We start from the raw sequence: 25324 nt of genomic DNA, 5'->3' as shown, positions 1-25324 counted from the left end.
ATGAAATGAGCGTATTGATTATCGCGGAACATAATAACCAACATTTGAATCCTGCCACTTTGCATGCGGTAACGGCTGCCGCCAAATTAGGCAATGTAGATTTATTGGTTGCCGGCAGTAATGCTGCTGCGGTGGTTGAAGAGGTAAAACAGGTTGCCGGCGTAGCGAAAGTTTTGGTAGCCGATGCGCCCTATTACGCTGAAGGTTTGGCAGAAGAATTGGCGCCTTTGGTTGTTAAACTGGCTGCGGATTACCGCTATGTGGCTGCGACTGCAACTGCGTTTGGTAAAAATCTGTTGCCCCGAGTAGCTGCCCTGTTGGATGTGCCACAAGTTTCGGATTTAACCGAAGTTGTGGATAACTCGACATTTGTCCGTCCGATTTATGCCGGTAATGCATTTGAAACCGTTCAATCCAATTCTGAAAAACTGGTGCTGACTTTCCGTGCGACAGCATTTGATGCTGCCGGACAAGGCGGTAATGCAGAAGTGGTTAATGTTGAGGCAACACCTGCTCAAAACCTGAGCCGTTTCGTAAACCGTCAACTTTCCCAATCTGACCGCCCTGAATTGACTCAGGCAAAAGTGATTGTTTCCGGTGGCCGTGCATTGGGCAGTGCTGAAAAATTCAATGAAGTGTTGACTCCTTTGGCTGATGTTTTGGGTGCGGCGATTGGTGCATCCCGTGCGGCAGTGGATGCCGAGTATGCGCCAAACGATGCCCAAGTGGGTCAAACCGGTAAAGTGGTTGCGCCGCAACTGTACTTCGCTATCGGTATTTCCGGTGCTATCCAACACGTTGCCGGTATGCAAGACAGTAAAGTAATTGTTGCCATCAACAAAGATGCTGATGCGCCTATTTTCAATGTGGCAGACTACGGCTTGGTTGGTGATTTGTTTGAAGTTGTGCCTCAACTGACAGAAGCACTGAAAAACTAATGTTTCACGTGAAACGTTCAGACGGCCTTTGTTATAAAAGGCCGTCTGAAAATATTTCGGCATGATTACGACCTATAAAACCATTACCACACCGACACAGACTGAATTTAAAGATAAAGGCAGCCGCTTCATCGCATATGCCTATCCGATCCGCACGTTGGCTGATGTGAAGAAATATCTCGACCCATTAAAGGAAGAGCATCACAAAGCACGACATTGGTGCTACGCCTACCGATTGGGTGTGGATGGAATGCAGTTTCGCGCAAATGATGATGGAGAACCGTCCGGGAGTGCTGGCCGCCCTATTCTGGGGCAGATTGATTCTGTCGGCGTAACGGATGTGTTGGTTGTGGTTGTGCGTTATTTTGGCGGTACGCTATTAGGCGTTCCCGGTTTGATTCATGCCTATAAGGAATCAACGGCTCAGGCACTGGCGATAGCTGAAGTTGTTGAAAAAAATGTTGAAAAAACGGTTTGGTTGAAATGTGAATATCCTGTTTTGAATGAGGCGATACGGATTGCCAAACAATATCAGGCCGATATTGTGGAACAGGATTTGCAGCTGGATTGTAAGTTGACAGTAAAAATAGCGCTGGCCGATTATGAAGCCTGTATTGCCGCCTGGAAAAATACGCGCCAAATTGAAGTAAATACTGAGAAGCCGTTTGAATAAAAGGTCGTCTGAACATATTTGATCAATCAAAAGTTTCAGACGGCCTTTGATGTTTTAGCCTTGGTATCTGTCTAAAGCATTTACGCTTGAGCGCAAGTGTTCCCAAGCCAGTTGATGAAATTCCCCCAGTGCGTTCCATAGGGCATCTTCGCTCATAATGCTGTATTCGCCCTGTGTACGCAAATCAACATCTGCACCTTCTTCAATGGCTTGATGACACGTTTGGTATTCGTTGGTATAGAATTCATCCATGTCCTGCATGAGGCTTGCAGCATGTTTCCAGCGGGCGATATCTGCCTCTAGTTGAGGCAGTAATTCGCACCATTCGCGGTATTTGCTTTGAATTTCGTCAATACGCTTTTGCATGATTTTCCTTTCGTTGTTTGAAATTAGAGTATGGTTGTCTTGGTGCAATATTATTCTTAATTTGAAACAGCTATACAAGATGGAACAATAATTCCATCGATTGAATTTAATTGACAACATCTATTCTTCAAGGAGACGGTATGAAATTGCTCGTTATTGGTAATGGTGGACGTGAACACGCACTGGCTTGGAAATTGGCACAGTCGTCTAAAGTAGAAACTGTCTTTGTTGCACCTGGTAATGCCGGAACGGCAATTGAACCTAAACTTCAGAATATCGCATTAACGGCGCATCAAGATTTGATTGATTTTTGCCGTAATGAAAATATTGCCTTTACCGTAGTCGGTCCTGAAGCGCCTTTGGCTGCAGGTGTGGTCAATGACTTCCGTGCTGCCGGATTGAAGATTTTTGGCCCGACTCAATATGCGGCCCAGCTGGAGAGCTCAAAGGATTTTGCTAAAGCGTTTATGGCAAAATATAACATTCCAACCGCGCAATACCAAACCTTTGAAAATGCCGATGCAGCACATGATTACGTCAACCGAAAAGGTGCGCCGATTGTTATTAAAGCGGATGGTTTGGCTGCCGGTAAGGGCGTGATTGTTGCCATGACTTTGGATGAAGCCCATGCCGCTATTGACGATATGTTGTTGGGTAACAAAATGGGTAATGCAGGCGCGCGCGTCGTGATTGAAGATTTCCTGCAAGGCGAGGAAGCAAGCTTTATCGTTATGGTGGACGGCAATCATGTTTTGCCGATGGCGACCAGTCAAGACCATAAACGTCTGTTGGATGACGACAAAGGCCCTAATACCGGCGGTATGGGTGCATACAGCCCTGCTCCGGTGGTAACGCCTGATGTGTACGAGCGTGCGATGAATGAAATTATTTTGCCGACTGTGGCCGGTATGAAAGCAGAAGGTCATGAATTTACCGGCTTTTTATATGCGGGCTTGATGATTGATAAAAATGGTGCGCCTTATACCATCGAATTTAACTGCCGTTTCGGTGACCCTGAAACCCAGCCGATTATGAGCCGTTTGAATAGCGATTTGGTGGATTTGGTTGAAGCGGCAATCGACGGCAAACTGGATAGTGTTACCGCCGAATGGAATCCGCAGACTGCCGTAGGCGTGGTGTTGGCCGCACAAAACTATCCTGACTCTCCGAAAAAAGGCGATGTGATCTCCGGCTTGGATAAGGCTAATCAAATTGGTAAAGTTTTCCATGCCGGTACTGCAACGAATGAAAAAGGCGAAGTGGTAACCAACGGCGGCCGAGTGTTGTGTGTCGTCGGTTTGGGCGATGATGTTGCACAAGCTAAAAGCAAGGCTTATGAGGCATTGGAAACCATCCGTTTTGACGGTATGCAATACCGTAAAGACATTGCCGATAAAGCCATCAACCGTTAATAATGAATAGAAATAGGCCGTCTGAACACAGATTGTCCGACAATCGCAGTTTCAGACGGCTTTGGTATATGATGATATTCCCTAGAGTTTTATCGGCTGCAGCCCAACGCAGGTTGCAGGCGCATCTTAAAAAAGGTGGTTTGGTCGCCTATCCTACCGAGTCTTGCTATGGCTTGGGTTGTATCCCTACTTTGCCCAAAGCACTCAATCAACTGATTCATCTGAAAAAACGACCGCAACACAAAGGCATGATTGTCATTGGCCATAGCTTGGAACAGTTGCAACCTTTGCTGCAAAGGCCGTCTGAAAATATCCAAACCATGCTGCATGAAGCATGGCCGGCTCCGAAGACTTTTTTATTGCCGGCCGGCAAAAAAGTATTGCCCTCATTGCGTGGGAAAAGACGCAGTAAATTGGCTGTCAGGGTTCCTGCGCATGCAGGTGCAAGGCGTTTGTGTCAGGTTTTGGAAATGCCTTTAGTCTCTACTTCATGCAATCGCGCAGGCAAACGGGCGTGCAAAACGGAAAGGGAAGTCAGAAGACAGTTTGGCAGGAAAGTATGGGTTGTAGGCGGATTGATAGGTAAGCAGAAAACGCCCAGCCAGATTATTGACGGAGAAACAGGAGTAAGGCTGCGTTAAAGAAGGGTTGTATTATCAAAGGAAAGGTATTCATTTAGAGAAGCAAATTTTTTCCAAAAGATTGGAATACCTATGTGAAAAGCATTTAGCGCAGATTCAGTTTGATACATAGTAGTCTAGAGGATAAAGCAGTATTTTATGAAAGAATGCAGCAAATTTTGAGCGTAAATGAATCACTGTAATAAATTATTTTTGAATAAACAAAATTTGTGGATAAATTTGAAGATAAATTTCCATAAAAATATAAAAAGGCCGTCTGAAACTTGATATTCAAAGCATTCAGACGGCCTTTTAAATATTTAAACTGTGGGTAACTTTGTGAATAAGTGTGGATTAAAGCTTATGTCCGCACACCGTTTCGTATTGTTTTTCAGTAATCGTGCCGCTCATGACGCTCATTGGGCGGATGCTGGTCGGTGTATAGCTTTGGTTGGAAATCACCCGGCCGTGTTCGTCCATCAGTTGCAGTGCTGCCAAGCGATAGGTTTTGTTTGAGCAATGAATTTCCCAGCTGCCGATAGCCGTTTTATAGGCAGGTGTGTTGACGAAACGTTCCTCTTTCAGTTTGGAAACGGTTTTTTTATCGCGGAAAGTAACCAGCGCGCCATTTCTTTTAATGCTGCTTTTATCAATGGCCACTTTGATATTGCCTTCAGAGATGGTGCCGATGTTGGTCCAGCTGCCACCGCCGCTCGATGTGGTGGTTGTTTCACAGGCACTCAACATCAAAGCCGCAAATACGGTTGCAGCTAGGGAAAAACGTTTGATATTCATAAAACCTCATTATTTACAGAAAGTCAGCCGATATTATCCGTGAAGATGGCATATATCGTAAATCGATTTTGCAAAGTTGAACCTCTGAAAAGAATTTTATGAAAAATACGCTGAAAAGGCCGTCTGAAACCTGTCTTTCAGACGGCCTTGAAGTGTAAAATCATGTATAATTGCAAACAATTTGGTTTTCATCCCATAGGAAGATCCGACATGATTAACCCTATCGCTGCACTTTCCCCATTAGATGGCCGCTACGCCAAATCCGTTGAAGCATTGCGTCCGATTTTTTCCGAATACGGCCTGATGCGTGCGCGTGTCAAAGTTGAATTAAACTGGCTCAAAGCCCTTGCCGCCGAGCCTAAGATTGCAGAAGTTCCTGCTTTCAGCGATTTTACGCTTGCCGAAATCGACAAAGTGATCGAAAACTTCTCGCTTGAAGATGCCGCCGCCGTCAAAGCCATTGAGGCGACCACCAATCACGACGTCAAAGCCATCGAGTATTGGCTTAAAGAACGATTCTCCGGCGTGCCTGAAGTGGCTGCTGCCAGCGAGTTCATCCACTTTGCCTGCACCAGCGAAGACATCAACAACCTGTCCCACGCTTTGATGCTGCAAGAAGCGCGTGAGACTGTTTTGCTGCCGAAACTGGCCGAAATCATCGAAAAACTGACCGGCATGGCGCATGAGTTGGCTGCCGTCCCTATGATGAGCCGCACGCATGGCCAGCCTGCTACACCAAGCACATTGGGTAAAGAAATCGCCAATGTCGTGTACCGCCTGCAACGCCAGTTTAAAAACCTGCAAGCGCAAGAGTTCCTCGGCAAAATCAACGGCGCAGTCGGCAACTACAATGCCCATATGGTCGCTTATCCCGATGTGGATTGGGAAACCCATTGCCGCAACTTTGTCGAAATCAGCCTCGGCCTGACCTTCAACCCCTACACTATTCAAATCGAGCCGCACGACTATATGGCGGAATTCTTCCAAGCCATCAGCCGTGTCAACACGATTCTGATCGACTTCAACCGCGACGTTTGGGGCTATATTTCTTTGGGTTACTTCAAACAAAAAGTCAAAGCAGGCGAAGTCGGTTCTTCCACCATGCCGCACAAAGTCAACCCAATCGACTTTGAAAATTCCGAAGGCAACCTCGGTATGGCCAATGCCGTATTGGGCTTTTTGTCCGAAAAACTGCCGATTTCCCGTTGGCAGCGCGACCTGACCGATAGCACCGTATTGCGCAATATGGGCGTAGGCGTGGGCTATACCGTATTGGGCTTTGCCGCTCATCTGCGTGGTCTGAACAAGCTTGAGCCGAATCCTGCCGCCCTTGCTGCCGATTTGGACGCTACTTGGGAGCTATTGGCTGAGCCGATTCAAACCGTAATGCGTCGTTACGGTGTGGCCAATCCTTACGAGAAGCTAAAAGACCTGACACGCGGTAAAGACGGCATTACGCCTGAAGTGTTGAAACTCTTTATCGAATCGTTGGAAATTCCGGCAGAAGCCAAAGCCAAATTGCTTGAGCTGACCCCTGCGTTGTATGTGGGCAAAGCCGAAGAGTTGGCAAAACGAATTTAAAAGGCTTTTGTAGGGCATACTTTCTTAATTATTGAGATTTTTTGATAAATAAGAAACCAACCCTCTACATCCGACAAATCAAAAAGGCCGTCTGAAATTTTTTTCAGACGGCCTTTTTCGATTCAAACCGTTATTTCACTTTGCCCTTCAACGTGCCGTAGCCGGCAGCGTCCATTTCTTCCAAAGGAATAAATTTCAAACTTGCGCCGTTGATGCAATAGCGCAGGCCGCCTTTATCTTTTGGGCCGTCGGGGAAGACGTGTCCCAAGTGCGAATCGGCGGCATGGCTGCGCACTTCGGTGCGGCGCATGTTGTAGCTGAAATCGTCGTGTTCGGTAACGGCGGCGGCGTTAATCGGGCGGGTGAAGCTTGGCCAGCCGCAGCCGGAATCGAATTTGTCGGCAGAGCTGAACAGGGGTTCGCCGCTGACGACGTCCACATAAATGCCGGGCTTAAACAGATGGTCGTATTCGTGGCTGAAGGCGTATTCGGTCGCGCTTTTTTGGGTCACTTGGTATTGCTCTTCGGTCAGGATGCGTTTGAGTTCGGCATCGCTGGGTTTTTTATACGTTGCCGCGTCGAAGCCTTTGCTTTGCAGGGCGGCTTTGGTTTTGCCCGGCAGCGGTTCGTCGGCTTTGCGGATGTCGATGTGGCAGTAGCCGTTGGGGTTTTTAATCAGGTAGTCCTGATGGTATTCCTCGGCGTCGTAGAAGTTTTGCAGCGGCTCGTTTTCGACGACGAGGGGCTGTTGGTATTTTTGCTGCTCGCGTTTGAGCGCGGCGGCGATGACGGCTTTTTCGGCAGGGTCGGTGTAGTACACGCCGCTGCGGTATTGCGTGCCGGTGTCGTTGCCTTGTTTGTTGAGGCTGGTCGGGTCAACGACGCGGAAATAGTATTGCAGGATGTCGTCTAGGCTGAGTTTGTCGGCATCGTAGGTGACTTTGACGGTCTCGGCATGGCCCGTGTTGCGGTAGGACACATCTTCGTAGCTTGGGTTTTCCGTTTTGCCGTTGGCATAGCCGGATACTGCGTCCACCACGCCGTCTATGCGTTGGAAATAGGCTTCCAAGCCCCAGAAGCAGCCGCCGGCGAGGTAGATGGTGCGCGTGTTCATGATTGCTGAATCCTTTTTCTGTGTGTCGGGTTTGTAGAACGAGTTTTTCAGACGGCCTAAATCGGCATTCGGGTCGCGGATTAACGCCAATGCCTGCGCTTCGTTGATACTGCCTTTGACGATGCGCTGCACGTCGCCGTCTTTACCGATTAACGCCCACGAGGGGTAAACACTGATATTCAGGCTTTGGGCGATGGTGCCGCCGTTGTCGGTAACGACGGGCAGATTGGGATAATTCAAACCGGCATACCATTTTTGAAAGTCGCCGTCTTTTTTCTCGTGCAGAAAACCGGGCGAGGCAACGGTAATCAGATTGGCAGAACTGAATTTTGTATCTTGCGCCCATTTTTCGGTTTGTCCCAGTTCGGACAAACACAAAGGACACCAACTTGCCCAAAATTTAATCAGGGTTGGTTTGTCTTTTTTCAGATAAACACTGGCAGGGCGGTTGTCAGGAGTTTTCAACGAGGACAATGCCTGCGGTACAGTTGCGGCTTCGGTATCCATCATTTTGGATGAGCAGGCACCCAGCGCAAGCAGGCAGCCGAACTTGGCACAAAGGGAAAAGAAGGTACGGGGTTTCATCTCTATGTTTCCTGTATGGATGGTTTGTCTCGTTAGACGTTGGAAATGCCAAAACCTGACAACCTTGATTTTCAGACGACCTTGCCACGTAAAATACGCTACAATACTCCCTATTTCAAGTTTCTAAAATTAAAAGGAAAATTTAATGTTCAGCTTCTTCCGTCGCAAGAAAAAACAGGAAACTCCGGCTCCTGAGGAGGCTCAAGTTCAGGAAACCGCAGCAAAAGTAGAATCTGAAGTTGCTCAAGTAGTTGAAAATATTAAAGAAGATGCCGAATCTTTAACGGAAAGCGTCAAAGGGCATGTTGAATCAGTTGTTGAATCGGCTGTTGAAACTGTCAGCGAAACCGTCGAGCAGGTTTGGGAGGCTTTGACCGAAATGCCGTCTGAAACAGTTGAAAAAGTAGAAGAACACGTTGAAGCGGCAAAAGAAGCGGCTGTTGAAACCGTCAGCGAAGCTGTTGAGCAGGTTCAAGAAACCGTTGCCGAGATGCCGTCTGAAGCGGCCGATGCTGTTGAGGAAGTAGCGGAACAGGCTGAAGCAGTAAAAGAATCGGCCGTTGAAACCGTCAGCGAGGCTGTTGAACAGATTCAAGAAACCGTTGCCGAGATGCCGTCTGAAGTGGCTGAAGCTGTTGAGGAAGCAGTAGAACAGGCCGAAGCGGTCAAAGAAGAAGCTGTTGAGGCAGTTAGCGAAGCTGGCGAGCAAGTTCAAGAAGCTGTTGCGGAAACACCGGCTGAAGCCCCTACTCCGGTAGAAGAACCCAAGCTCGGTTGGGCTGCGCGTTTGAAACAAGGCTTGACCAAATCACGCGACAAAATGGCAAAATCATTGGCCGGCGTGTTCGGTGGCGGACAAATCGACGAGGATTTGTACGAAGAGCTGGAAACCGTGCTGATTACCAGCGATATGGGCATGGAAGCTACCGAATACTTGATGAAAGACGTGCGCGACCGTGTCAGCCTTAAAGGCCTCAAAGACGGCAACGAATTGCGCGGTGCGCTGAAAGATGCGCTGTACGATTTGATTAAGCCTCTGGAGAAGCCTTTGGTCTTACCGGAAACCAAGGAGCCTTTCGTGATTATGCTTGCCGGTATCAACGGCGCAGGCAAAACCACATCTATCGGCAAATTGGCCAAATACTTCCAAGCGCAGGGCAAATCTGTGCTGCTGGCGGCAGGCGATACTTTCCGTGCCGCCGCGCGTGAGCAGCTTCAAGCTTGGGGCGAGCGCAACAATGTAACCGTGATTTCGCAAACTACGGGTGATTCCGCTGCCGTTTGCTTCGATGCCGTCCAAGCCGCGAAGGCGCGCGGGATCGACATCGTGCTGGCCGATACTGCCGGCCGCCTGCCGACGCAGCTTCATTTGATGGAAGAAATCAAAAAAGTGAAACGCGTGCTGCAAAAAGCCATGCCTGATGCGCCACATGAAATCATCGTCGTGCTTGATGCCAACATCGGTCAAAACGCCGTCAACCAAGTGAAAGCCTTTGACGAAGCGCTGGGTCTGACCGGCCTTATCGTGACCAAGCTAGACGGTACGGCCAAAGGCGGTATCCTTGCCGCGCTTGCCTCCGACCGCCCTGTTCCTGTCCGCTACATCGGCGTAGGCGAAGGCATCGACGATTTGCGTCCGTTTAATGCCAAAGCGTTTGTGGATGCCCTATTGGATTAAACGGACAGGCTGAGGCTTGTCAACGCAGTTTGCGGGGGATTTCTGAGCCGTATTTTGAAAGACTCAGCATTCGGTTGATACCAGCCAAACAGGCTGTTAAAAAGGCCGTCTGAAACCTAAAATCAGGTTTCAGACGGCCTTTATTTTATTTGCAGGTTTAGTTTTTCCGTGCGGTAACAAACTCGGCCAGTTGGCGCAGGCGCAGGGCTTTGTCGCCGAATGGCTCGATCAGGGCAACGGCTTCTGCAATCAGCGTTTCTGCATAAGTACGCGCGGCGTGCAGGCCCATCAGTTTGACGTAGGTCGGTTTGTCGTTGTCCGAGTCTTTGCCGGCGGTTTTGCCCAAGGTGGCGGTATCGGCTTCGCAGTCCAATACATCGTCGATCACTTGGAAAGCCAGGCCTAATTTGGCGGCGTAGTGGTCTAAGGTTTGGATTTGCGCCGGTGTTAAGTCCGGGCAGGAAAGTGCGCCTAAGGCCACGGCCGCGCGGATGAGTGCGCCGGTTTTGAGGCTGTGCATCTGTTCCAATTCAGCCTGATTCATGGCTTTGCCGACATTGGCAAGGTCGATGGCTTGTCCGCCCGCCATGCCGAGGCTGCCGGACGCCTGGGCCAGCGTGGACAACATGGCAAGCTGGCGTTCGGCAGACAGGCCTGTCGGACGGCTCAGTACATCAAAGGCTTGGGTTTGCAGCGCATCGCCGACCAAAAGGGCGGTTGCTTCATCGTATTGCACATGGCAGGTCGGTTTGCCGCGGCGCAGGCTGTCGTTGTCCATCGCCGGCATATCGTCGTGAACCAGCGAATAGACGTGCACCATTTCGATGGCCGCCATCGCCTGCTTGACGGCATTTTGGTTTGCTTCGCCCAATTCGGACGCGGCAAGCACCAAGAGCGGGCGCAGCCGTTTGCCGCCGCCGAGGGTAACGTAACGCATGGCTTCGTGCAGCGTGTGCGGCACTTGGCTTTCAGATGGCAAGAAATGCGCCAGCAGCAATTCGGTTTGCGCTTGGGCTTTTTGCTGCCATGTTTTGAGTTCATTCGCCGGGTTCAAGGTTCAACTCCTTCAGTTCGCCGGCATCCAAGACTTGCAGTTTCTGCTCGACTTCCGCCAATTTGGTTTGGCAGTATCTGACCAATTCGTTGCCTTCCTGATAGGCGGCCAAAGCGTCTTCCAGCGGCATTTCGCTGCTTTGCATGGCCTGGGTCAGGGTTTCGAGGCGGGATAAGGCTTCTTCAAAGGATTGGGGGGCGTTTTTTTTCATGGTTTGAAATGATGGGCAGAAAAGGGGAATTGTAGCATTTTTAGATGATTAAGGCCGTCTGAACAGGGGTGAAAACGAAATCAAAGATTTCTGTTTCTTTGTTCAGACGGCCTTTTTTCAAACGGAATAACGTTATTAGCTCGGTAAAACGGCTTTTTGATAGTTGAGCGCGATAAACTGCTTCTCGGCATCCAATTCAGTGATTTTGAACAATGCCTGCGATTTGGGCAGCGCGTCAAACGGAATACCGGTCGCGCGCGTTACCAGCGGCAGACCTTCAATGCGGACGAGGTCTTCTTTGAGGATGGTGGCCGTCAGCTCGCTCGTGCCTTGCTGTTGCAGATAGACGAGGCTCCAGTAGGCTTCCATTTGGCGTTGGAAGTCGGCATAGGCTGTATAGGCGGCATCGAAGTCGCGCAGCGCGGCGAAAAGCTCGGCATTGCTGTTTTGATACAGCGGCTCGGCAGTGTCGTCGATCAGGCTGATCAGCTGCTTTTGGTTGATGTAGTCGGCGGCGCGGCGCAGCGGCGAGGTAAACCAGCCGTAATGCTGCACGCCCATGCCGATGTGCGGCTCGGATTTGGTGCTCATACGCACTTTGCCTGCCGGTTGGACGCGGAAAAGGCCGGGCAGCTCGTTTTCGTCCAGCATTTGCGCCCAAGTGCTGTTGGCAAGAATCATCATCTCGCTGACCAGCGTATCAATGGGCGAACCGCGTTCGCGGCGGACGACGGATACGTTGCCTTCCTCATCCAATTCGATGCTGTAATCGTATTGCGGCGCACGGTCGGGCTCGTATTTGCCGCGCGCTTTTTGCAGGGCGATGGCAAATTGATAGAACCAAATCAGGTCTTGATGGTGGGCGAACATCATTTCGCCGGCTTCGTCCAAGCCGGTTTCGGCGTTGAAATGCGGCTCGATGGTCTGAATGCGCAGGTTTTCAGCGATGTTGACTGCTTCGATTTTGCAGGTTGGCGCGCCGACGTTGAACTCGTTGTCCACATCGAAATAAATGCTAATGGAAGGGCGGTATGCGCCTGCATCAAGGCTGAACGCGGCAATCCAGTTTTCGGGCAACATGGTGATTTTGCCGCCGGGGAAATAAACCGTGCTTAAGCGTTCCATGATGTTTTTTTCCATTTTGTCGCCTGGTTTAATGGCAAGCGACGGTGCGGCGATGTGGATACCGACGCGTTTCATGCCATTGCCCAAGTCGGTCAGGCTCAAGGCATCGTCCACTTCGGTGGTCGATTCGTCGTCAATGGAAAAGGCGGTAATGTCAGCCTTGGGCAAGTCGGGCATTTCAGGAAGCGGAAGGTCGGGGAAGCCTGTTCCTTTGGGGAAATATTTGATTTCAAACCCATCTTGCAGGTATTGGGGAATGGACGTAATGCCGCCCGTTTTTTTCGCCAGTTCGTAGGCGGAGATTTTCAGCTCGTCGGCGGCTTTGGTAAAGGCTTTGTAGGTCAGCGACTGCTTGTCGGGCGCGTGTAAGATGGTTTTCAAATCCGCCGCGATTTCAGACGGCATCTCGCCGCGTTTCAAGGCTTCCGCCCAAGCGTCGATTTGCGCGTCTTGCTGTTTTTTGCGTTCGATGGCGGCAAGTGCCTGTTTCAAAGTTTCTTCAGGCGCGGCTTTGAACACGCCTTTGGCTTTTTTGTAGAAATACATCGGCGCGGCGTAGAGTGCAATCAAAGTCGCCGCCAGCTCGGTTTTGGTCGGCGCATGGCCGTAATATTCTTCGGCAATCGCCTCGGCGGAAAATTCTTCTTCGCCGCATACTTCCCACAATAAATCGGTGTCGATGTCCGCCGCCTGCGCCTGCGCGTTCTCCAAAAATGCCGCCATATCGCCGTCAAACTCAGCAAAGACGTTGTTTGCCTTCACTTTGGTGCGTTTGCCGTGTTGGGTATCGACTTGGTAGGTGGCGTCGTTTTTTTGGACGATGGAGGCAACTTTGAATTGGCCGGACTCTTCGTAAAAGATATTCATTTTTTTAGGATTTTATGATTTGTAGGAAACGCGTGATTTTAGCAGATTTGCACAAGAAAGGCCGTCTGAAAAACATACTTTCAGACGGCCTGTTCAAATGGCGGATGATTAATACTGATATGCCGCCAGTTTGCGTTTGATTTCAGGCAGGGCGGCGCGTGCGGCCTGTTCGCCCAGTTGGATGGCGCGTTGTTTTTGGTCGAAACCGCCAACCGAACCCAGCTCTAAAACCTGAGGTTTGATGACCACATTGGCTTGGCCCAATTCTTGGTGTAAGGCGGTTTGGCTCATTACGTTGAAGGTTTGGTCAAGATAGGAGAACATACCTTGGCTGACGTTTTTGGCCGGACGGGCGGAAATATCGACGGCAATGATGAAGTTTGCGCCCAGTTTTTTCGCCGCGCTGACCGGTACGGGCTGCGACAGGCCGCCATCTACATATTTGCGGCTGCCGATAACGACAGGTTGGAACACGTTCGGAATCGAAGCAGAAGCGCGGACGGCTTGTCCGGCATTACCTACGTTAAATACCACCGGTTTGCCGCTTTCAAAATCGGTCGCAACGGCGGCAAATTTGATGGGAAACTGCTGCATCGGACGGTTGCCGACTTTGCGGTTGATGTAGTTTTGCAGTTTTTCGCCTTTGATGAAGCCGCTGGTGGACAAGGTCAAATCTACCAAATCGGTTTTACCCAAAATTTCCGCTTCCAATTCGAGGCGGTCGGGCGACATTCCCGAAGCGTACATACTGCCGACAATCGAGCCTGCGGATGTGCCGGTAACGATTTTGATCGGAATATTGTTTTCTTTCAAAACCTTAATAATCCCGATATGGGCAAAGCCTTTGGACGCGCCGCCGCCCAAAGCCAGCGCAACCGTGGCTTTCGGTTTGGGTGCAGTATGCGAAACCGTATTTTGACCCTGCGCAGAAGGTTTGGATTGCGGCGCGTTGCCGCTCGGACAGGCGGCCAATACCAAGACGGACGAAGCGGCTAAAAACGTTTTGAATGTGGAAAAAAGTTTATTCATGTTCAGACAGCCTTTAATATGTCGAAAGGGTTATTTTACTCTGAAATTAAGTCGAAAGGCCGTCTGAAATCAGGATTCAGACGGCCTTGTAAATCCAGCTTAAGCCAATTCGAGCTGTTTTTCCAAGCTTTCGACCAGCTGGTCGTCCAAATTCAATGCTTGGGACAAACGGCTCAGGAACACGATTTCCTTGCGCGACAAGTCCGCGCAGACCAATCGGGCCGCCAGATAAGTTTCGGCTGCCAAAGCCTCGTCATTGCCGACAGAAGCGGCAATTTGCTCGATGGAGGCCGGTTGCGCATATTCAGCCTGCAACCATGCCGCCGTTTCCGCATCGCTGCCGCTTTCACGCTCAATGGCCGCGCGTTCCGCATCATCAATCAGGCCGTCTGAAGCCGCCGCCGCAATCATTGTTTGCAAAATCACACGGCTGTGGTTTTCACCAATCAGGCCGGCAGGTTGGAACGCACTTTGCGGCAATTCGTCCTGTTGCTGGTTTTGTTTCCAGTTTTGATAGCCTTTATAAGCCAGAAAACCCAAAGCGGCGACCGAGCCGGCCTTGACCAGCTTCTTTGCGTTTTTCTTTTTCAACAGCATCGATGCCAAAGCACCCGTCAGCGCGCCGCCGCCGAAAGAATTGAGCGGGCTTTCCGCCACCGCTTTGCCGCCTTTTTGGGCCGCACCCAAAATCTGATTGAGCAACTGACTGAAATCCATAAAAAAATCTCCTGAAAACCAATACATTGCAAATATAGAGTAGAAACACCCAAAAACCAAGCCAAAGAAAGTTAAAAGGTGCAAACAAGTTTTCAGACGGCCATAGCCGACTTTCGGTACAATCACACCATTCCAAACAATAAATCCCATCATGACCGATACCGCCCAAATCATTACCAGCTATGGCCGCCGCTATATTGTCCGCACCCCCGACGGCCAAACATATGACGCCACCACCCGCAAAAAACGCGTCGATTTCGCCTGCGGCGACCAAGTCCGCATCAGCCCCATCAACGGCGAACAAGTCGTGATTGAAGACTATCTCCCGCGCGAAAGCCTGCTCTACCGCCAAGACGCGTGGAAAACCAAACTGATTGCCGCCAACGTTACCCAACTGCTCATCGTAACCGCCGCCAGCCCCTCACCCAGCGAAGCCCTGTTGCAACGCGCCCTCCTCGCAGCCGAAGCGGCCGGCATTAACGCCGTCATCGTCCTCAATAAAGCCGACCTCCCCGAAGCCGCCCAATGGCGCGAGAAACTCAAATTCTACGAAACCCTCGGCTACCCCGTGGTTGAAACCAACGCATTAGAAAACGCCGACATCCTGCGTCCCATTTTAGAAGGGCAAACCAACATCCTGCTCGGACAAAGCGGCATGGGCAAGTCCACCCTGACCAATGCCCTACTCGGCAACCAAGCCGCCCGAACTGGCGATATTTCCACTGCGCTCGACTCCGGCAAACACACCACCACCCACGCCCAACTGTACGATTTAAACGCAGAAACCCGACTCATCGATTCCCCCGGCCTGCAAGAATTCGGCCTGCACCATCTCCAAGCCGCCGATTTATTGCAATACTTCCCCGACCTGCGCCACCTCATCGGACAGTGCCGTTTCCACAACTGCACCCACCGTGCCGAACCCGGCTGCGCCGTCAAAGCCGCTGCCGAATCAGGCGAAGCCAAACCCGAGCGTATCGAATTTCTGCAACGCGTTACCGATGAATTATTGAAATAAAGTTTTAACGGAAATAAGCGTTTGGATAAATAAAAAGGCCGTCTGAAAAATTCAGACGGCCTTTTGTTGAAGCATAACCAAATTTACCTTTCAACCGGTATCGCTACCTTAGCGGGAAAGAGAAGGTGCTTTTCGTGGCGGATTGATCATGAGAAGCACGGCTTCTTCAATTTGTTTGTCCTCCCGATCATGGAGTTCTACCGGAAACTTCAGACGCAACACTGTAACAATAGCGCCAACCGATAAGCCTGCATCATGAAGCAACTCAATTTCTTTAAGTACCGGTGCGGAAAGGTTTAACATGGTTTCTCCTTAAGATTTGATACTTAGCCCACTTTATCCCCGGGCTGTGCGCCTGCGTCAACGTCGAGGAGCTTCAGTTTGCCCTCTGCCGTGGCGGCGGAGAGGATCATGCCTTCGGATACGCCGAATTTTGCCATTTTGCGCGGGGCGAAGTTGGCGACGGCAATGACCATGCGGCCGTTCAATTCGGCAGGATTTGGGTAAGACGCGGCGATGCCGGAGAAGATGATGCGTTTTTCAAAACCGAAATCGAGGTCGAATTTCAGGAGTTTGGTGCTGCCTTCGACGGCTTCGCAGTTCAATACTTTGGCGACGCGCATATCGATTTTCATGAAGTCGTCAAAGCTGGCCTGTTCGGCGACTTTTTCGTATTTGCTCTCTTCGGTGGCAGGCGCGGCTGCGGCGGTGATGCTTTGTTTGTTGGCTTCGATCAAATCGTCCACTTGTTTTTGCTCCACTCGTTGCATGAGGTGTTCGTATTTATTGATGGCGTGTTCGCCCAGGGTTTCGCGTGTGTTTGCCCAAGTGATGGCTTCCAAATTCAGGAATTTGGCGGCGTTTTCGGCCACTTTCGGCAATACAGGGGCGAGGTAGGCGGTCAACATGGTAAAGGCGTTGATGAGCTCGCTGCATAGGTAATGCTGTACATCATTTAAAGAAAACATATTAATATAATATTCAGCAATATTATCAATATCTTGATTGATTCCTTCTTCGAATTCTTGCTGTGTTAATCCAAAAAGTCTGCTTTCATTTTTAGGATTATAACCTAAGACATCATTAGTGAATTTCCGAGTAGAAAGTCCTTTCTTATACATTTCATATAATTTGGCAACTGACAGCTTTTGCTGAGTTTCATTAATTGCTTTTCTAATTACTAAATTTTGATTTGAATACTCTTTTTTGTAGTTAAAGAATAAATGTTGTGCTGTTTCTGGCAACGCATCTACAAACTCTTCAATTTTCTTATTTTTTGCCTTGGAAAATCCAACTTGTGAATATACTTCTTCAATAAATAAAGCGTCAGCTTGATTTAGAATGCTTAGTTGCTTATCTAATAATTGCTTAAAGCCAAATTTTGCATAATTTGCAAAAGTCCACGGTTTGTTGGCATCGACGTATTCGTTCACGGTGTCTGCCAATGCCATGATGTCGCGCAGGGCGCGGGCGTATTCGCGGTTTTCGTATTGCTCGGCAATGATGTCGCTTTCGGCAGCGAGTTTTGCCAGCAATGCGCTGCCTGAAACGTCTTTCAGACGGCCTTCAAAGCGTTTGGCGATAAAACCTGAAGCACGGGCGGCGATGTTGACGTATTTGCCGACGAGGTCGCTGTTGACGCGGCTGATAAAGTCTTGCAGGTTCAAATCGATGTCTTCGATTTTGCTGTTGAGTTTGGCGGCGATGTAGTAGCGCATCCACTCGGGGTTTAGGCCTTGTTCCAAATAGGATTTGGCGGTGATAAACGTGCCGCGCGATTTGGACATTTTTTGTCCGTCTACGGTCAAAAAGCCGTGTGCGTACACGCCGGTCGGGGCGCGGTGGCCGGAGAAATGCAGCATGGCGGGCCAGAACAGGGCGTGGAAATAGAGGATGTCTTTGCCGATGAAGTGGTACATCTCGGTTTGGCTGTCGGCTTTGAAGTATTCGTCAAAATCGATGCCGATGCGGTCGCACAGGTTTTTAAACGACGCCATGTAGCCGACGGGCGCGTCCAGCCAGACGTAGAAGTATTTGCCCGCCGCGTCGGGGATTTCGAAACCGAAATACGGCGCGTCGCGGGAAATGTCCCAGTCGGACAGGGTGGTTTCTTCGCCTTCGCCCAGCCATTCTTTCATTTTGTTGAGGGCTTCGGCTTGCAGATGGGGCTTGCCGTCGTGCGGATTGTTGCCGGAAGTCCATGCTTTGAGGAAGTCGGCGCATTCGCCCAGTTTGAAGAAGAAGTGTTCGGATTCGCGCAATTCGGGTTTGGCACCGGATACGGCGGAATACGGGTTAATCAGTTCGGTCGGGGAATAGGTCGTGCCGCAGACTTCGCAGTTGTCGCCGTATTGGTCTTGGGCGTGGCATTTCGGGCATTCGCCTTTGACGAAGCGGTCGGGCAGGAACATTTGTTTTTCGGGGTCGAAAAGCTGCTCGATGACGCGGCTCTCAATCTTGCCGTTGGCTTTCAGCGCGCGGTAGATGTCTTGGGAAAACTGTTTGTTTTCAGGGGAATGGGTGCTGTAATAATTGTCGTAGCCGATGCCGAAACCGGTAAAGTCGGCGAGGTGCTCTTCGCGCACTTTGGCAATCATGTCTTCAGGCGCAATGCCTTGTTTTTGCGCGGCAAGCATCACGGGCGTGCCGTGGGTGTCGTCGGCGCAGCAGTAGTAGCATTCGTGGCCGCGCAGTTTTTGGAAGCGTACCCAAACGTCGGTTTGGATGTGTTCGACCATGTGGCCGAGGTGGATGCTGCCATTGGCATACGGCAGCGCGGAAGTGACAAGGATTTTGCGTGTCATGGTTTGTGCTTTTAAAAACAATGGATAAAGATGTTGGGAATTATACCGCAAAACAATACGCAAAGGCCGTCTGAAACCCGATTGCCGGTGTTTCAGACGGCCTTTTATTTATCGGCTGCGTATGGAATCAACCGCGTACACGTTCGATTTTTGCGCCTACGCCGCCGAGTTTTTTCTCGATGTATTCATAGCCGCGGTCTAGGTGGTAGATGCGTTCGACGATGGTTTCGCCATCTGCGACCAAACCGGCCATGACGAGGCTGGCGGAGGCGCGCAGGTCAGTTGCCATCACGACGGCGCCGGAGAGTTTCTCTACGCCTTTGATGTAGGCGGTGTTGCCTTCGGTGGTGATGTCTGCGCCCATGCGGTTGAGTTCGGGAACGTGCATGAAGCGGTTTTCAAAAATGGTTTCCACCACGCGGCTGCTGCCTTCGGCAATGGCGTTCATGGCCATAAACTGCGCCTGCATGTCGGTTGGGAAGCCTGGGTGGACGACGGTGCGGATGTCCACGGCTTTCGGGCGTTGTTGCATGTCGATGGAAATCCAGTTGTCGCCTGCTTCGATGATGGCGCCTGCTTCGGTCAGTTTGTCCAATACGACTTCCATGGTTTTGGGAGCAGCATTGCGCAGGACGACTTTGCCGCCGGTCATGGCGACGGCGCAGAGGAAGGTACCGGCTTCGATACGGTCGGGAACGACGCTGTGTTCGCAGCCGTGCAGCTCTTTTACGCCTTCGATGGTCATGGTTGCTGTACCGATGCCGCTGATTTTTGCGCCCATTTTGACGAGGCATTCAGCCAAATCGACGACTTCGGGTTCGATGGCGCAGTTTTCGAGGATGGTGGTGCCTTCGGCGAGTGTGGCCGCCATCAGCAGGTTTTCGGTACCGCCTACGGTCACGACGTCCATGGTGACACGCGTGCCTTTCAGACGGCCTTTGGCTTTGACGTAACCGTGTTCGATGGTGATTTCCGCCCCCATGGTTTCGAGGCCTTTGAGGTGTTGGTCAACCGGACGCGAACCGATGGCGCAACCGCCGGGCAGGCTGACTTGGGCTTCGCCGAAGCGGGCGAGGGTCGGGCCTAAAACCAAGATGGATGCGCGCATGGTTTTTACCAGCTCGTAAGGTGCGCAGGTGTTGTTGACGGTGCCGCCGTTGATTTCAAATTCGGAGATGTTGTCGGTCAAAACGCGTGCGCCCATGCCTTGCAGCAGTTTTTGGGTGGTTTTGACGTCGGCGAGCATGGGTACGTTTTTTAAGCGTAAAGTGCCGGAAGTCAACAGACCGGCACACATCAGCGGCAGGGCGGCATTTTTTGCGCCGGATACGATGATTTCGCCGTTGAGGGGGCCGTTGGCAGAGATTTTGAGTTTGTCCACAGGATGTCTTTCGTTATTTGTCTGCACAGCTTATGCCGCACAAATGAAATGAGATGAATAATAAACCATCAATTATAAGGGATTATGCCCTTGCTGTTAGATTTGGCAGTATTAAATTTTCACAAGGTTTGTTTAAGTTGCGAAAGGATAAGATTTCAGGCCGTCTGAATGGTTCAGACGGCCTGTTTGCCAAGGCTTATTTTTTGGCTTTGAAGCCTAAGAGGTGTTGCGTGGTGGCCAGCCATGCGCCGAATACGCCCAGCGCGATGACGAAGCCAAATACCAGCGACACTTCGCTAAATGTGAAGAAACGCCAGCCGATGTTCAGACCGTAGGGTTTGAAAATCGCGTCCACCAGCGGCCGAACTTCGACCAGCAGCCAGGCCGACAAGCCCAAGCTGACGGCGGCGGAGAAAATACTCTGCCACATTGCCTGATAAAGGAAAGGGCGGCGGATGAAGGAAGCAGGCGCACCCAACAGCTTGGTGATTTCCAACTCTTCCTTGCGGCTGAGGATTTGCAGGCGGATGGTGTTGTGTGCCACCAAGACAAAGGCCATGCCCAAAGTCAGCGAGAGGAACCACAAAATCTTGCGGATAAATTCGTTAATACGATAAAGGGTCTGTACCCATTCGGTATCCATGGTTGCCGATTCGACGCGTGGCAGTTTGGTAATGTCTTTATAGATGGCCTGCATCTGATCCGGAGAAGTGGCAGGGTCGGGCGTAACGATAAAGACATCGGGCAACGGGTTGCCATCGAGCATGGAAACGAGGTTTTGGTCGAGATTGGTCTGCAATTCTTCCAAACCTTCCTGCTTGCTGATAAAGCGGACTTTATCGATACGGCTGTCGCGTTGGAGCAGGTTTTTCACCGTATCGGCATCAGAACTTGCCGCATCGGTGTCCATATAAACCGTAATCTGCGGCGACTCGTTGAGTTTGCCCAATACGCTTTGTCCGCTTTGGATGCCCAAATACATGAACAGCGGTAAGGTCATGGCAACGGCAAGCATGAGCAGGGTCAGCAACGTGCCGATGGGTTGGCGCAGAAGCTCTTTGAGCGCGGCGCGCGCCGATTCGACGTGTAGCGAGATGTAATGAATCATGCTCATGCGAGGCGTCCTTTCTGCAGGCGCAAGACGCGGTGGCCGTAATCTGCCATCAGCGTTTCATCGTGCGCGGCAACAATAACGGTCGTGCCTGCTTCATGGAAGGTTTTAAACAATTCCATAATATCCAGCGCATAGGCGCGGTCGAGGCTGGCGGACGGCTCGTCGGCAATCAGCAGGCTGGGTTGGTGAACCACTGCGCGCGCGATGCACAAACGCTGTTGTTCGCCGCCGGACAAAGTGATGGGCATATCGTTTTCACGGCCTTTCAAGCCGACTTTCTCAATCGCAATACGCGCGCGCTCTTCCGCTTTGCGCGGCTGGTAGCCGCCAATCCGCAAAGGCAGGATAACGTTTTGCAAGACATTGCGGTCGTAGAGGATTTTGTGGTCTTGGAAGACAATGCCGATATGTTGGCGCATAAAGCCGATCTGATTGTCGCTCAAGGTGCCGAGGTCTTGGTTGTTGAACCAAACCTTGCCTTTGGTAGGCTTGGTAATGCCTGAAATCAGCTTCAAAATGGTGGATTTGCCCGAGCCCGAATGGCCGGCGATAAAAATCATCTCACCTTTGTTAATCTGGAAACTGACATTTTTCAGGGCTTCGAAACCGCCGGGATAGGTTTTGGAAACTTGTTCGAAACGGATCATGGGTTTTCCTGAAAATAGGGATTCAGGCGGCCGGCGTCATCGATAGGGCAACATGCCGTCTGAAAAAATGGGGATATTCACAGATTATAAATATTTCGGCTGCTTTTTGATAGTGAAACCCCGGTTCTGCCGGCGGATACACTGCCGGTTTGCAACACAAAACAACATGGTTTGAAAAAAGGCCGTCTGAACGATTGGGTTTCAGACGGCCTCGGTATCAGCGTAGGTTAAGCACCTTATCCGCTGTTTTATTTACATTTGGTTTTGGCTAAATTCACGGCGGCGGTCAGGCTTTTTTCGTTGACTTCGCCGGTGATGGTTTGTTTGTAACCGCATTTCGGCGCTTCGACGACAGTGAAAGGCAATACGCCGACGTTGTTGCCGTGGGCTTTCATGAAGTTGCGGCTGTTGGCGCCGGTATAACGCCAAATCGGGTAGCTGACCGGCGTTTGTTTCAGGAATTTGCCGATATTGTCGGTCGTATCCAGTGCGATGCCGACCATATCGACGCTGCCTTTTTTCTGCGCTTTGTACCATGCGGACATGGCAGGCATTTCTTTACGGCAGGGGCCGCACCAGGTTGCCCAAAGGTTGACCACGCGCACGGGGGCTTTGAGCGATTCCAGGCTTTGCGGTTTGTTGTCCTGCCAACCTGCTGTTTCATCGGCGGCAAGGGCCGGTACAGCGGTAAAAACGGTGGCGGACAAAAGAAGGGCGGTTAAGGCTTTCATGGTTGTATCCTTGAGGTTGCCAATCGAAATTGGGTTTATTGTAAAACGGTTTGGTGGGTATGCCTACCGATTCATATCAAGATATCAGGTAAAAAGTTTGAGTAAAAATCAGTTGCAGACGATAATAACCGCCATCATTGAATGATTTTGCAATAATACGGAGAATTTCATGCCATCTGAATTCACACTCTATCACAACCCGCGTTGCAGCAAATCGCGTGCCGCGCTGGCTTTGCTCGAAGAAAAAGGCGTTGCCGCCGATGTAGTCAAATATCTGGATACCGCGCCTGATTTGGCGACTTTGCAGGATATGTTTGCCAAACTCAGCATCGAATCGGTGCGCGGCATGATGCGCACGAAAGACGATTTGTACAAAGAATTGGGTTTGGACAATCCCGATTTGGACAATGCCGCCCTGCTTCAGGCAATCGTCGAACACCCTGCCCTGCTCGAGCGTCCCGTTTTGGTAACGCCTACGCGCGCAGCCATCGGCCGTCCGTTGGAAAACATTGCCGCCCTACTCGGCTGACGGGGTTGGATAAGGCTGTCTGAAGATGATTTCCCTGCTTAAAAGCCGCAATGGCCTGCGATATTACCTGTTTCGCGGCCTTGCTTTGAGCGTTTTGCTGGTGTGCGGTATTTTTTTGACCGGCACATGGCAGATTTACCGGACAGGTTTGCAAACCTTGCCGAAGGACGCTCATGCCGATGCGGCGGTGGTGTTGGGTGCGGCGGCGTGGGACAAACGCCCGTCGCCGGTATTCCGTGAGCGCATCAACCACGCCATTACGCTCTACCAAAGCCATCGGGTCGGTAAAATCATTTTCACCGGCGGGACACCCAAAAAAGGATTTATGACCGAAGCCGAAGTGGGGCGCCGATACGCGCTCAAGCAGGGCATACCGGCGCACAATATCCTGTTTGAAAACACGTCGCGCAACACTTACGAAAACCTGCGCAATATCGTCCCCATCATGCACGCCAACGGAGTCGGCAGCATTATCGTTGTCAGCGACCCGTATCATTTGGCGCGTGCCGAAGAAATGGCCGCCGATTTGGGCTTGTCAGATGCGCAGTTCTCCGCCACCCCGACCACGCGCTTTGATGAGCGCAGCAAGAAAGCCAAGTTTCTGATGCAGGAGAGCTATTCTTTGTTTCTCTACCGTATCGGCAAATGGAGCGATGCCGTTTGGAATTGGATAGGTGGTTGAGCCTTCGGTAATCCATGTAAAAGGCCGTCTGAATCCTTTTAGGTTTCAGACGGCCTAAATGTATGCTTACTTATTGATATTGATTTGCAGCTATACTGCCAAAAATGACTACAGCCAGCACCAGATAAATTGCCATTACGATGGCAAACAGAATCAAGGCAGCCTTGAAATAATTGGCTTTATTCGGATTGGTGTTTGAGCTGAATGCCCACACAAGCATCATGATCAGATTGACCAGCGGAATCATCATAATCAAGTTTGTTAGCAACCATTCTTTGACGCTTACAACAGGAGCCTGCTGATGGCCGATTTGGTTTTGTCCGTTCATACGTACCCAGTAATTTTGTTGAAAGAACAGTAATTATACTCATTAAATCTTTATCGGCATAGCATGCTCAGGCCGTCTGAATCTTCAGACGGCCTGAGCCTATGATTTTTGCAGCCGCTATTTCAATTGGATGTAAAACGTACCGTCCGGCACGACGGGCAGGTATTTGCGGTAGAAGTCCAGATAGGTCTTGTTTGGGTCTATGTCGGCAAACTGCTGCGGATACAGGGTTTTGGCGATAAATTGCGCGCTGGCCAAATCGGCGAGCGAGCGGGAGGCGGTGTGGTAGATGCCGTAAACGCGTTTGTTTTTGACGGCAGGAATGTCTGCCCAGCCTTTGCGTTTGACAAATCCGGCCAGGCGGCGTTGCGCATCGGCCTGGCTGATGCCTATGCCCATCGCCATAATGTCAGGCTTGTCTTTATGGCCGTTTTCCGTCCCCGAAATGACGATGACGTCGGGTTTGGCCGTCAGGAATTTTTCAGGGTTTATCGGTCCCCAGTTTTTAATGTAAGGCGCGGCGATATTGTTGCCGCCTGCTGTGTCGGCAATCGCGCCCCACATATCTTTGCCGAAGGTGTAGCTGTATTCGGACGGGCCTTTATCGCCGAACTCGATATAGATTTTCGGTTTGGACTGCTTGGCGCGTGCGACGCGTTTTTGGATGTCGGCAATGCCTCGGGCGTATTCGGCGGCAATTTTTTGGGCGCGCGCCTGCGTACCGTTGAGTTCGCCGAAAATTTCCGCACTGCGCGTGTGCCGCGCGACGGTTTCGGCGTTGAAATCGACCACGACGACGGGTATGCCTGCCGCTTTAATGCGCGGCAGATGGGTGGCGATGGCCTTATACTGCCAGTCGGCCAGAATCAATACGTCCGGCTTGAGCGCGAGCGTTTTCTCCAGTGAAAACGTGCCGGTGTTGATGTTGCCGATGTCCGCAATGTTTTGCAGCGTAGGCAGCTTCTGTTTGAACATCGCCCAGCTGCCGGGATTGAATTTCTCCCAAAACTCACGCGAAATGCCGATGACGTTTTTAAATTTGTCCGCGCCCGTTACCGCGATATAGTCGGGATAGTAAAACGCCAAAACCGCGCGTTTGACAGGGACATCGACTTTGACTTCGCGTCCCAATACATCTTTGATAGTTTTGATTTCGGCTTGGGCAAAAAGGGGCAGGAGGGCGAGGGCGGCAAATAAAGCGCGTTTGTTCATGAGCGGATCCTTTAAAAGAAATAATTATCATTATATTTGATTTGTTTTCAGGAGAAAAGTCCCAGACGGTCCTTCTGCGCCAACATTATTTTCAGACGGCCTTACATTGTTTA

The 25324-nt window shown here is 50.7% G+C and carries 25 protein-coding genes; 9 read left to right on the top strand and 16 right to left on the bottom strand.

What is annotated here, in order from left to right; genetic code table 11:
- The first annotated feature begins 5 nt into the window (after window positions 1–5).
- Both BBP27_RS08820 and BBP27_RS08815 read left to right on the top strand, forming a co-directional pair.
- Window positions 6–938, top strand: coding sequence for an electron transfer flavoprotein subunit alpha/FixB family protein (locus BBP27_RS08820; RefSeq protein ID WP_188211333.1), 933 nt, complete (start codon window positions 6–8; stop codon window positions 936–938).
- Window positions 939–999: 61 nt separating this feature from the next.
- Complete coding sequence (locus tag BBP27_RS08815; protein WP_188211334.1) at window positions 1000–1611, top strand: IMPACT family protein; 612 nt, start codon at window positions 1000–1002, stop codon at window positions 1609–1611.
- Window positions 1612–1665: 54 nt separating this feature from the next.
- Here the strand turns inward: BBP27_RS08815 and BBP27_RS08810 are convergent, their stop codons facing one another.
- Window positions 1666–1977 (bottom strand): DUF4298 domain-containing protein, encoded by a 312-nt coding sequence (locus BBP27_RS08810; RefSeq protein ID WP_049323009.1) that lies wholly within the window; start codon window positions 1975–1977, stop codon window positions 1666–1668.
- A gap of 140 nt (window positions 1978–2117) precedes the next feature.
- Between BBP27_RS08810 and purD the strand changes: the two genes are divergently transcribed.
- A complete protein-coding gene (purD, locus tag BBP27_RS08805) occupies window positions 2118–3389 on the top strand; it encodes a phosphoribosylamine--glycine ligase (protein WP_188211335.1) in 1272 nt (423 codons plus the stop codon).
- A 71-nt stretch (window positions 3390–3460) separates the two neighbouring features.
- Entirely contained in the window at window positions 3461–4030 is a 570-nt protein-coding gene (locus BBP27_RS08800; protein ID WP_188211361.1) for an L-threonylcarbamoyladenylate synthase, read from the top strand.
- A 333-nt stretch (window positions 4031–4363) separates the two neighbouring features.
- Here BBP27_RS08800 and BBP27_RS08795 read toward each other — a convergent pair whose 3' ends face one another.
- Window positions 4364–4804 (bottom strand): surface-adhesin E family protein, encoded by a 441-nt coding sequence (locus BBP27_RS08795; protein WP_049323011.1) that lies wholly within the window; start codon window positions 4802–4804, stop codon window positions 4364–4366.
- A 210-nt stretch (window positions 4805–5014) separates the two neighbouring features.
- Between BBP27_RS08795 and purB the strand changes: the two genes are divergently transcribed.
- A complete protein-coding gene (gene purB / locus BBP27_RS08790; RefSeq protein ID WP_036492421.1) occupies window positions 5015–6385 on the top strand; it encodes an adenylosuccinate lyase in 1371 nt (456 codons plus the stop codon).
- A gap of 130 nt (window positions 6386–6515) precedes the next feature.
- Here the strand turns inward: purB and msrAB are convergent, their stop codons facing one another.
- Window positions 6516–8084: a bifunctional peptide-methionine (S)-S-oxide reductase MsrA/peptide-methionine (R)-S-oxide reductase MsrB gene (msrAB, locus tag BBP27_RS08785; protein ID WP_188211336.1), complete on the bottom strand. Its 1569-nt coding sequence runs from the start codon at window positions 8082–8084 to the stop codon at window positions 6516–6518.
- Between the two features lie 145 nt (window positions 8085–8229).
- Here msrAB and ftsY point away from each other — a divergent pair, with 145 nt between their 5' ends.
- Window positions 8230–9762 carry a signal recognition particle-docking protein FtsY gene (gene ftsY, locus BBP27_RS08780; RefSeq protein WP_188211337.1) on the top strand — a complete coding sequence of 511 codons (1533 nt, stop codon included), beginning with the start codon at window positions 8230–8232 and terminating at the stop codon, window positions 9760–9762.
- Window positions 9763–9919: 157 nt separating this feature from the next.
- On the opposite strand, the gene BBP27_RS08775 is transcribed toward ftsY, so the two are convergent.
- From BBP27_RS08775 to BBP27_RS08755, 5 genes are all read right to left on the bottom strand, one after another.
- Window positions 9920–10816 (bottom strand): polyprenyl synthetase family protein, encoded by an 897-nt coding sequence (locus tag BBP27_RS08775; RefSeq protein WP_188211338.1) that lies wholly within the window; start codon window positions 10814–10816, stop codon window positions 9920–9922.
- On the bottom strand, window positions 10800–11027 hold the full coding sequence (locus BBP27_RS08770; protein WP_003681131.1) for an exodeoxyribonuclease VII small subunit: 228 nt from the start codon (window positions 11025–11027) through the stop codon (window positions 10800–10802). The genes BBP27_RS08775 and BBP27_RS08770 overlap by 17 nt, the downstream gene beginning before the upstream one ends.
- Before the next feature lie 135 nt (window positions 11028–11162).
- Window positions 11163–13019: a ribonuclease catalytic domain-containing protein gene (locus BBP27_RS08765; protein ID WP_188211339.1), complete on the bottom strand. Its 1857-nt coding sequence runs from the start codon at window positions 13017–13019 to the stop codon at window positions 11163–11165.
- A gap of 108 nt (window positions 13020–13127) precedes the next feature.
- Window positions 13128–14048, bottom strand: coding sequence for a patatin-like phospholipase family protein (locus tag BBP27_RS08760; protein ID WP_188211340.1), 921 nt, complete (start codon window positions 14046–14048; stop codon window positions 13128–13130).
- Window positions 14049–14147: 99 nt separating this feature from the next.
- Window positions 14148–14765: a tellurite resistance TerB family protein gene (locus tag BBP27_RS08755; RefSeq protein ID WP_188211341.1), complete on the bottom strand. Its 618-nt coding sequence runs from the start codon at window positions 14763–14765 to the stop codon at window positions 14148–14150.
- A 151-nt stretch (window positions 14766–14916) separates the two neighbouring features.
- Between BBP27_RS08755 and rsgA the strand changes: the two genes are divergently transcribed.
- Complete coding sequence (gene rsgA / locus BBP27_RS08750) at window positions 14917–15783, top strand: ribosome small subunit-dependent GTPase A (RefSeq protein WP_188211342.1); 867 nt, start codon at window positions 14917–14919, stop codon at window positions 15781–15783.
- Window positions 15784–15891: 108 nt separating this feature from the next.
- On the opposite strand, the gene BBP27_RS08745 is transcribed toward rsgA, so the two are convergent.
- From BBP27_RS08745 to BBP27_RS08720, 6 genes are all read right to left on the bottom strand, one after another.
- The gene (locus tag BBP27_RS08745; protein ID WP_049349216.1) at window positions 15892–16086 is read right to left on the bottom strand and encodes a hypothetical protein; all 195 of its coding nucleotides are present in this window, start codon (window positions 16084–16086) and stop codon (window positions 15892–15894) included.
- 23 nt (window positions 16087–16109) lie between these two features.
- The gene (gene metG, locus BBP27_RS08740; RefSeq protein ID WP_265511069.1) at window positions 16110–18587 is read right to left on the bottom strand and encodes a methionine--tRNA ligase; all 2478 of its coding nucleotides are present in this window, start codon (window positions 18585–18587) and stop codon (window positions 16110–16112) included.
- A 127-nt stretch (window positions 18588–18714) separates the two neighbouring features.
- Window positions 18715–19968, bottom strand: a complete 1254-nt coding sequence (gene murA, locus BBP27_RS08735; protein ID WP_049333045.1) for a UDP-N-acetylglucosamine 1-carboxyvinyltransferase — start codon at window positions 19966–19968, stop codon at window positions 18715–18717.
- A gap of 196 nt (window positions 19969–20164) precedes the next feature.
- Window positions 20165–21082, bottom strand: coding sequence for a permease-like cell division protein FtsX (ftsX, locus tag BBP27_RS08730; protein WP_188211343.1), 918 nt, complete (start codon window positions 21080–21082; stop codon window positions 20165–20167).
- On the bottom strand, window positions 21079–21729 hold the full coding sequence (ftsE, locus tag BBP27_RS08725; RefSeq protein ID WP_004519169.1) for a cell division ATP-binding protein FtsE: 651 nt from the start codon (window positions 21727–21729) through the stop codon (window positions 21079–21081). Before ftsE ends, ftsX begins: the two co-directional genes overlap by 4 nt.
- A gap of 248 nt (window positions 21730–21977) precedes the next feature.
- Complete coding sequence (locus tag BBP27_RS08720) at window positions 21978–22460, bottom strand: TlpA disulfide reductase family protein (protein WP_188211344.1); 483 nt, start codon at window positions 22458–22460, stop codon at window positions 21978–21980.
- A gap of 169 nt (window positions 22461–22629) precedes the next feature.
- Between BBP27_RS08720 and arsC the strand changes: the two genes are divergently transcribed.
- Together arsC and BBP27_RS08710 are read left to right on the top strand one after the other, a co-directional pair.
- Complete coding sequence (arsC, locus tag BBP27_RS08715; protein WP_049352482.1) at window positions 22630–22989, top strand: arsenate reductase (glutaredoxin); 360 nt, start codon at window positions 22630–22632, stop codon at window positions 22987–22989.
- Window positions 22990–23014: 25 nt separating this feature from the next.
- Window positions 23015–23671: a YdcF family protein gene (locus BBP27_RS08710; protein ID WP_049352480.1), complete on the top strand. Its 657-nt coding sequence runs from the start codon at window positions 23015–23017 to the stop codon at window positions 23669–23671.
- Window positions 23672–23741: 70 nt separating this feature from the next.
- Here BBP27_RS08710 and BBP27_RS08705 read toward each other — a convergent pair whose 3' ends face one another.
- Both BBP27_RS08705 and BBP27_RS08700 read right to left on the bottom strand, forming a co-directional pair.
- Entirely contained in the window at window positions 23742–23999 is a 258-nt protein-coding gene (locus BBP27_RS08705) for a hypothetical protein (protein WP_003686739.1), read from the bottom strand.
- A gap of 117 nt (window positions 24000–24116) precedes the next feature.
- Window positions 24117–25211, bottom strand: a complete 1095-nt coding sequence (locus BBP27_RS08700; protein ID WP_049352478.1) for an ABC transporter substrate-binding protein — start codon at window positions 25209–25211, stop codon at window positions 24117–24119.
- Between the last annotated feature and the right edge of the window lie 113 nt (window positions 25212–25324).

It is taken from the genome of Neisseria sp. RH3002v2g (genome assembly GCF_014596425.2).
Taxonomy (GTDB): domain Bacteria; phylum Pseudomonadota; class Gammaproteobacteria; order Burkholderiales; family Neisseriaceae; genus Neisseria.
The sequence above is the reverse complement of the archived record's forward strand: the minus strand, read 5'-3'. Positions and strand labels throughout refer to the sequence as shown.

Coding starts and splice junctions, on each gene's coding strand:
- BBP27_RS08820 (WP_188211333.1), top strand. CDS start 6: ATGAGCGTATTGATTATCGCGGAACATAATAACCAACATTTGAATCCT.
- BBP27_RS08815 (WP_188211334.1), top strand. CDS start 1,000: ATGATTACGACCTATAAAACCATTACCACACCGACACAGACTGAATTT.
- BBP27_RS08810 (WP_049323009.1), bottom strand. CDS start 1,977: ATGCAAAAGCGTATTGACGAAATTCAAAGCAAATACCGCGAATGGTGC.
- purD (WP_188211335.1), top strand. CDS start 2,118: ATGAAATTGCTCGTTATTGGTAATGGTGGACGTGAACACGCACTGGCT.
- BBP27_RS08800 (WP_188211361.1), top strand. CDS start 3,461: ATGATATTCCCTAGAGTTTTATCGGCTGCAGCCCAACGCAGGTTGCAG.
- BBP27_RS08795 (WP_049323011.1), bottom strand. CDS start 4,804: ATGAATATCAAACGTTTTTCCCTAGCTGCAACCGTATTTGCGGCTTTG.
- purB (WP_036492421.1), top strand. CDS start 5,015: ATGATTAACCCTATCGCTGCACTTTCCCCATTAGATGGCCGCTACGCC.
- msrAB (WP_188211336.1), bottom strand. CDS start 8,084: ATGAAACCCCGTACCTTCTTTTCCCTTTGTGCCAAGTTCGGCTGCCTG.
- ftsY (WP_188211337.1), top strand. CDS start 8,230: ATGTTCAGCTTCTTCCGTCGCAAGAAAAAACAGGAAACTCCGGCTCCT.
- BBP27_RS08770 (WP_003681131.1), bottom strand. CDS start 11,027: ATGAAAAAAAACGCCCCCCAATCCTTTGAAGAAGCCTTATCCCGCCTC.
- BBP27_RS08765 (WP_188211339.1), bottom strand. CDS start 13,019: ATGAATATCTTTTACGAAGAGTCCGGCCAATTCAAAGTTGCCTCCATC.
- BBP27_RS08760 (WP_188211340.1), bottom strand. CDS start 14,048: ATGAATAAACTTTTTTCCACATTCAAAACGTTTTTAGCCGCTTCGTCC.
- BBP27_RS08755 (WP_188211341.1), bottom strand. CDS start 14,765: ATGGATTTCAGTCAGTTGCTCAATCAGATTTTGGGTGCGGCCCAAAAA.
- rsgA (WP_188211342.1), top strand. CDS start 14,917: ATGACCGATACCGCCCAAATCATTACCAGCTATGGCCGCCGCTATATT.
- BBP27_RS08745 (WP_049349216.1), bottom strand. CDS start 16,086: ATGTTAAACCTTTCCGCACCGGTACTTAAAGAAATTGAGTTGCTTCAT.
- metG (WP_265511069.1), bottom strand. CDS start 18,587: ATGACACGCAAAATCCTTGTCACTTCCGCGCTGCCGTATGCCAATGGC.
- ftsX (WP_188211343.1), bottom strand. CDS start 21,082: ATGAGCATGATTCATTACATCTCGCTACACGTCGAATCGGCGCGCGCC.
- ftsE (WP_004519169.1), bottom strand. CDS start 21,729: ATGATCCGTTTCGAACAAGTTTCCAAAACCTATCCCGGCGGTTTCGAA.
- BBP27_RS08720 (WP_188211344.1), bottom strand. CDS start 22,460: ATGAAAGCCTTAACCGCCCTTCTTTTGTCCGCCACCGTTTTTACCGCT.
- arsC (WP_049352482.1), top strand. CDS start 22,630: ATGCCATCTGAATTCACACTCTATCACAACCCGCGTTGCAGCAAATCG.
- BBP27_RS08710 (WP_049352480.1), top strand. CDS start 23,015: ATGATTTCCCTGCTTAAAAGCCGCAATGGCCTGCGATATTACCTGTTT.
- BBP27_RS08705 (WP_003686739.1), bottom strand. CDS start 23,999: ATGAACGGACAAAACCAAATCGGCCATCAGCAGGCTCCTGTTGTAAGC.
- BBP27_RS08700 (WP_049352478.1), bottom strand. CDS start 25,211: ATGAACAAACGCGCTTTATTTGCCGCCCTCGCCCTCCTGCCCCTTTTT.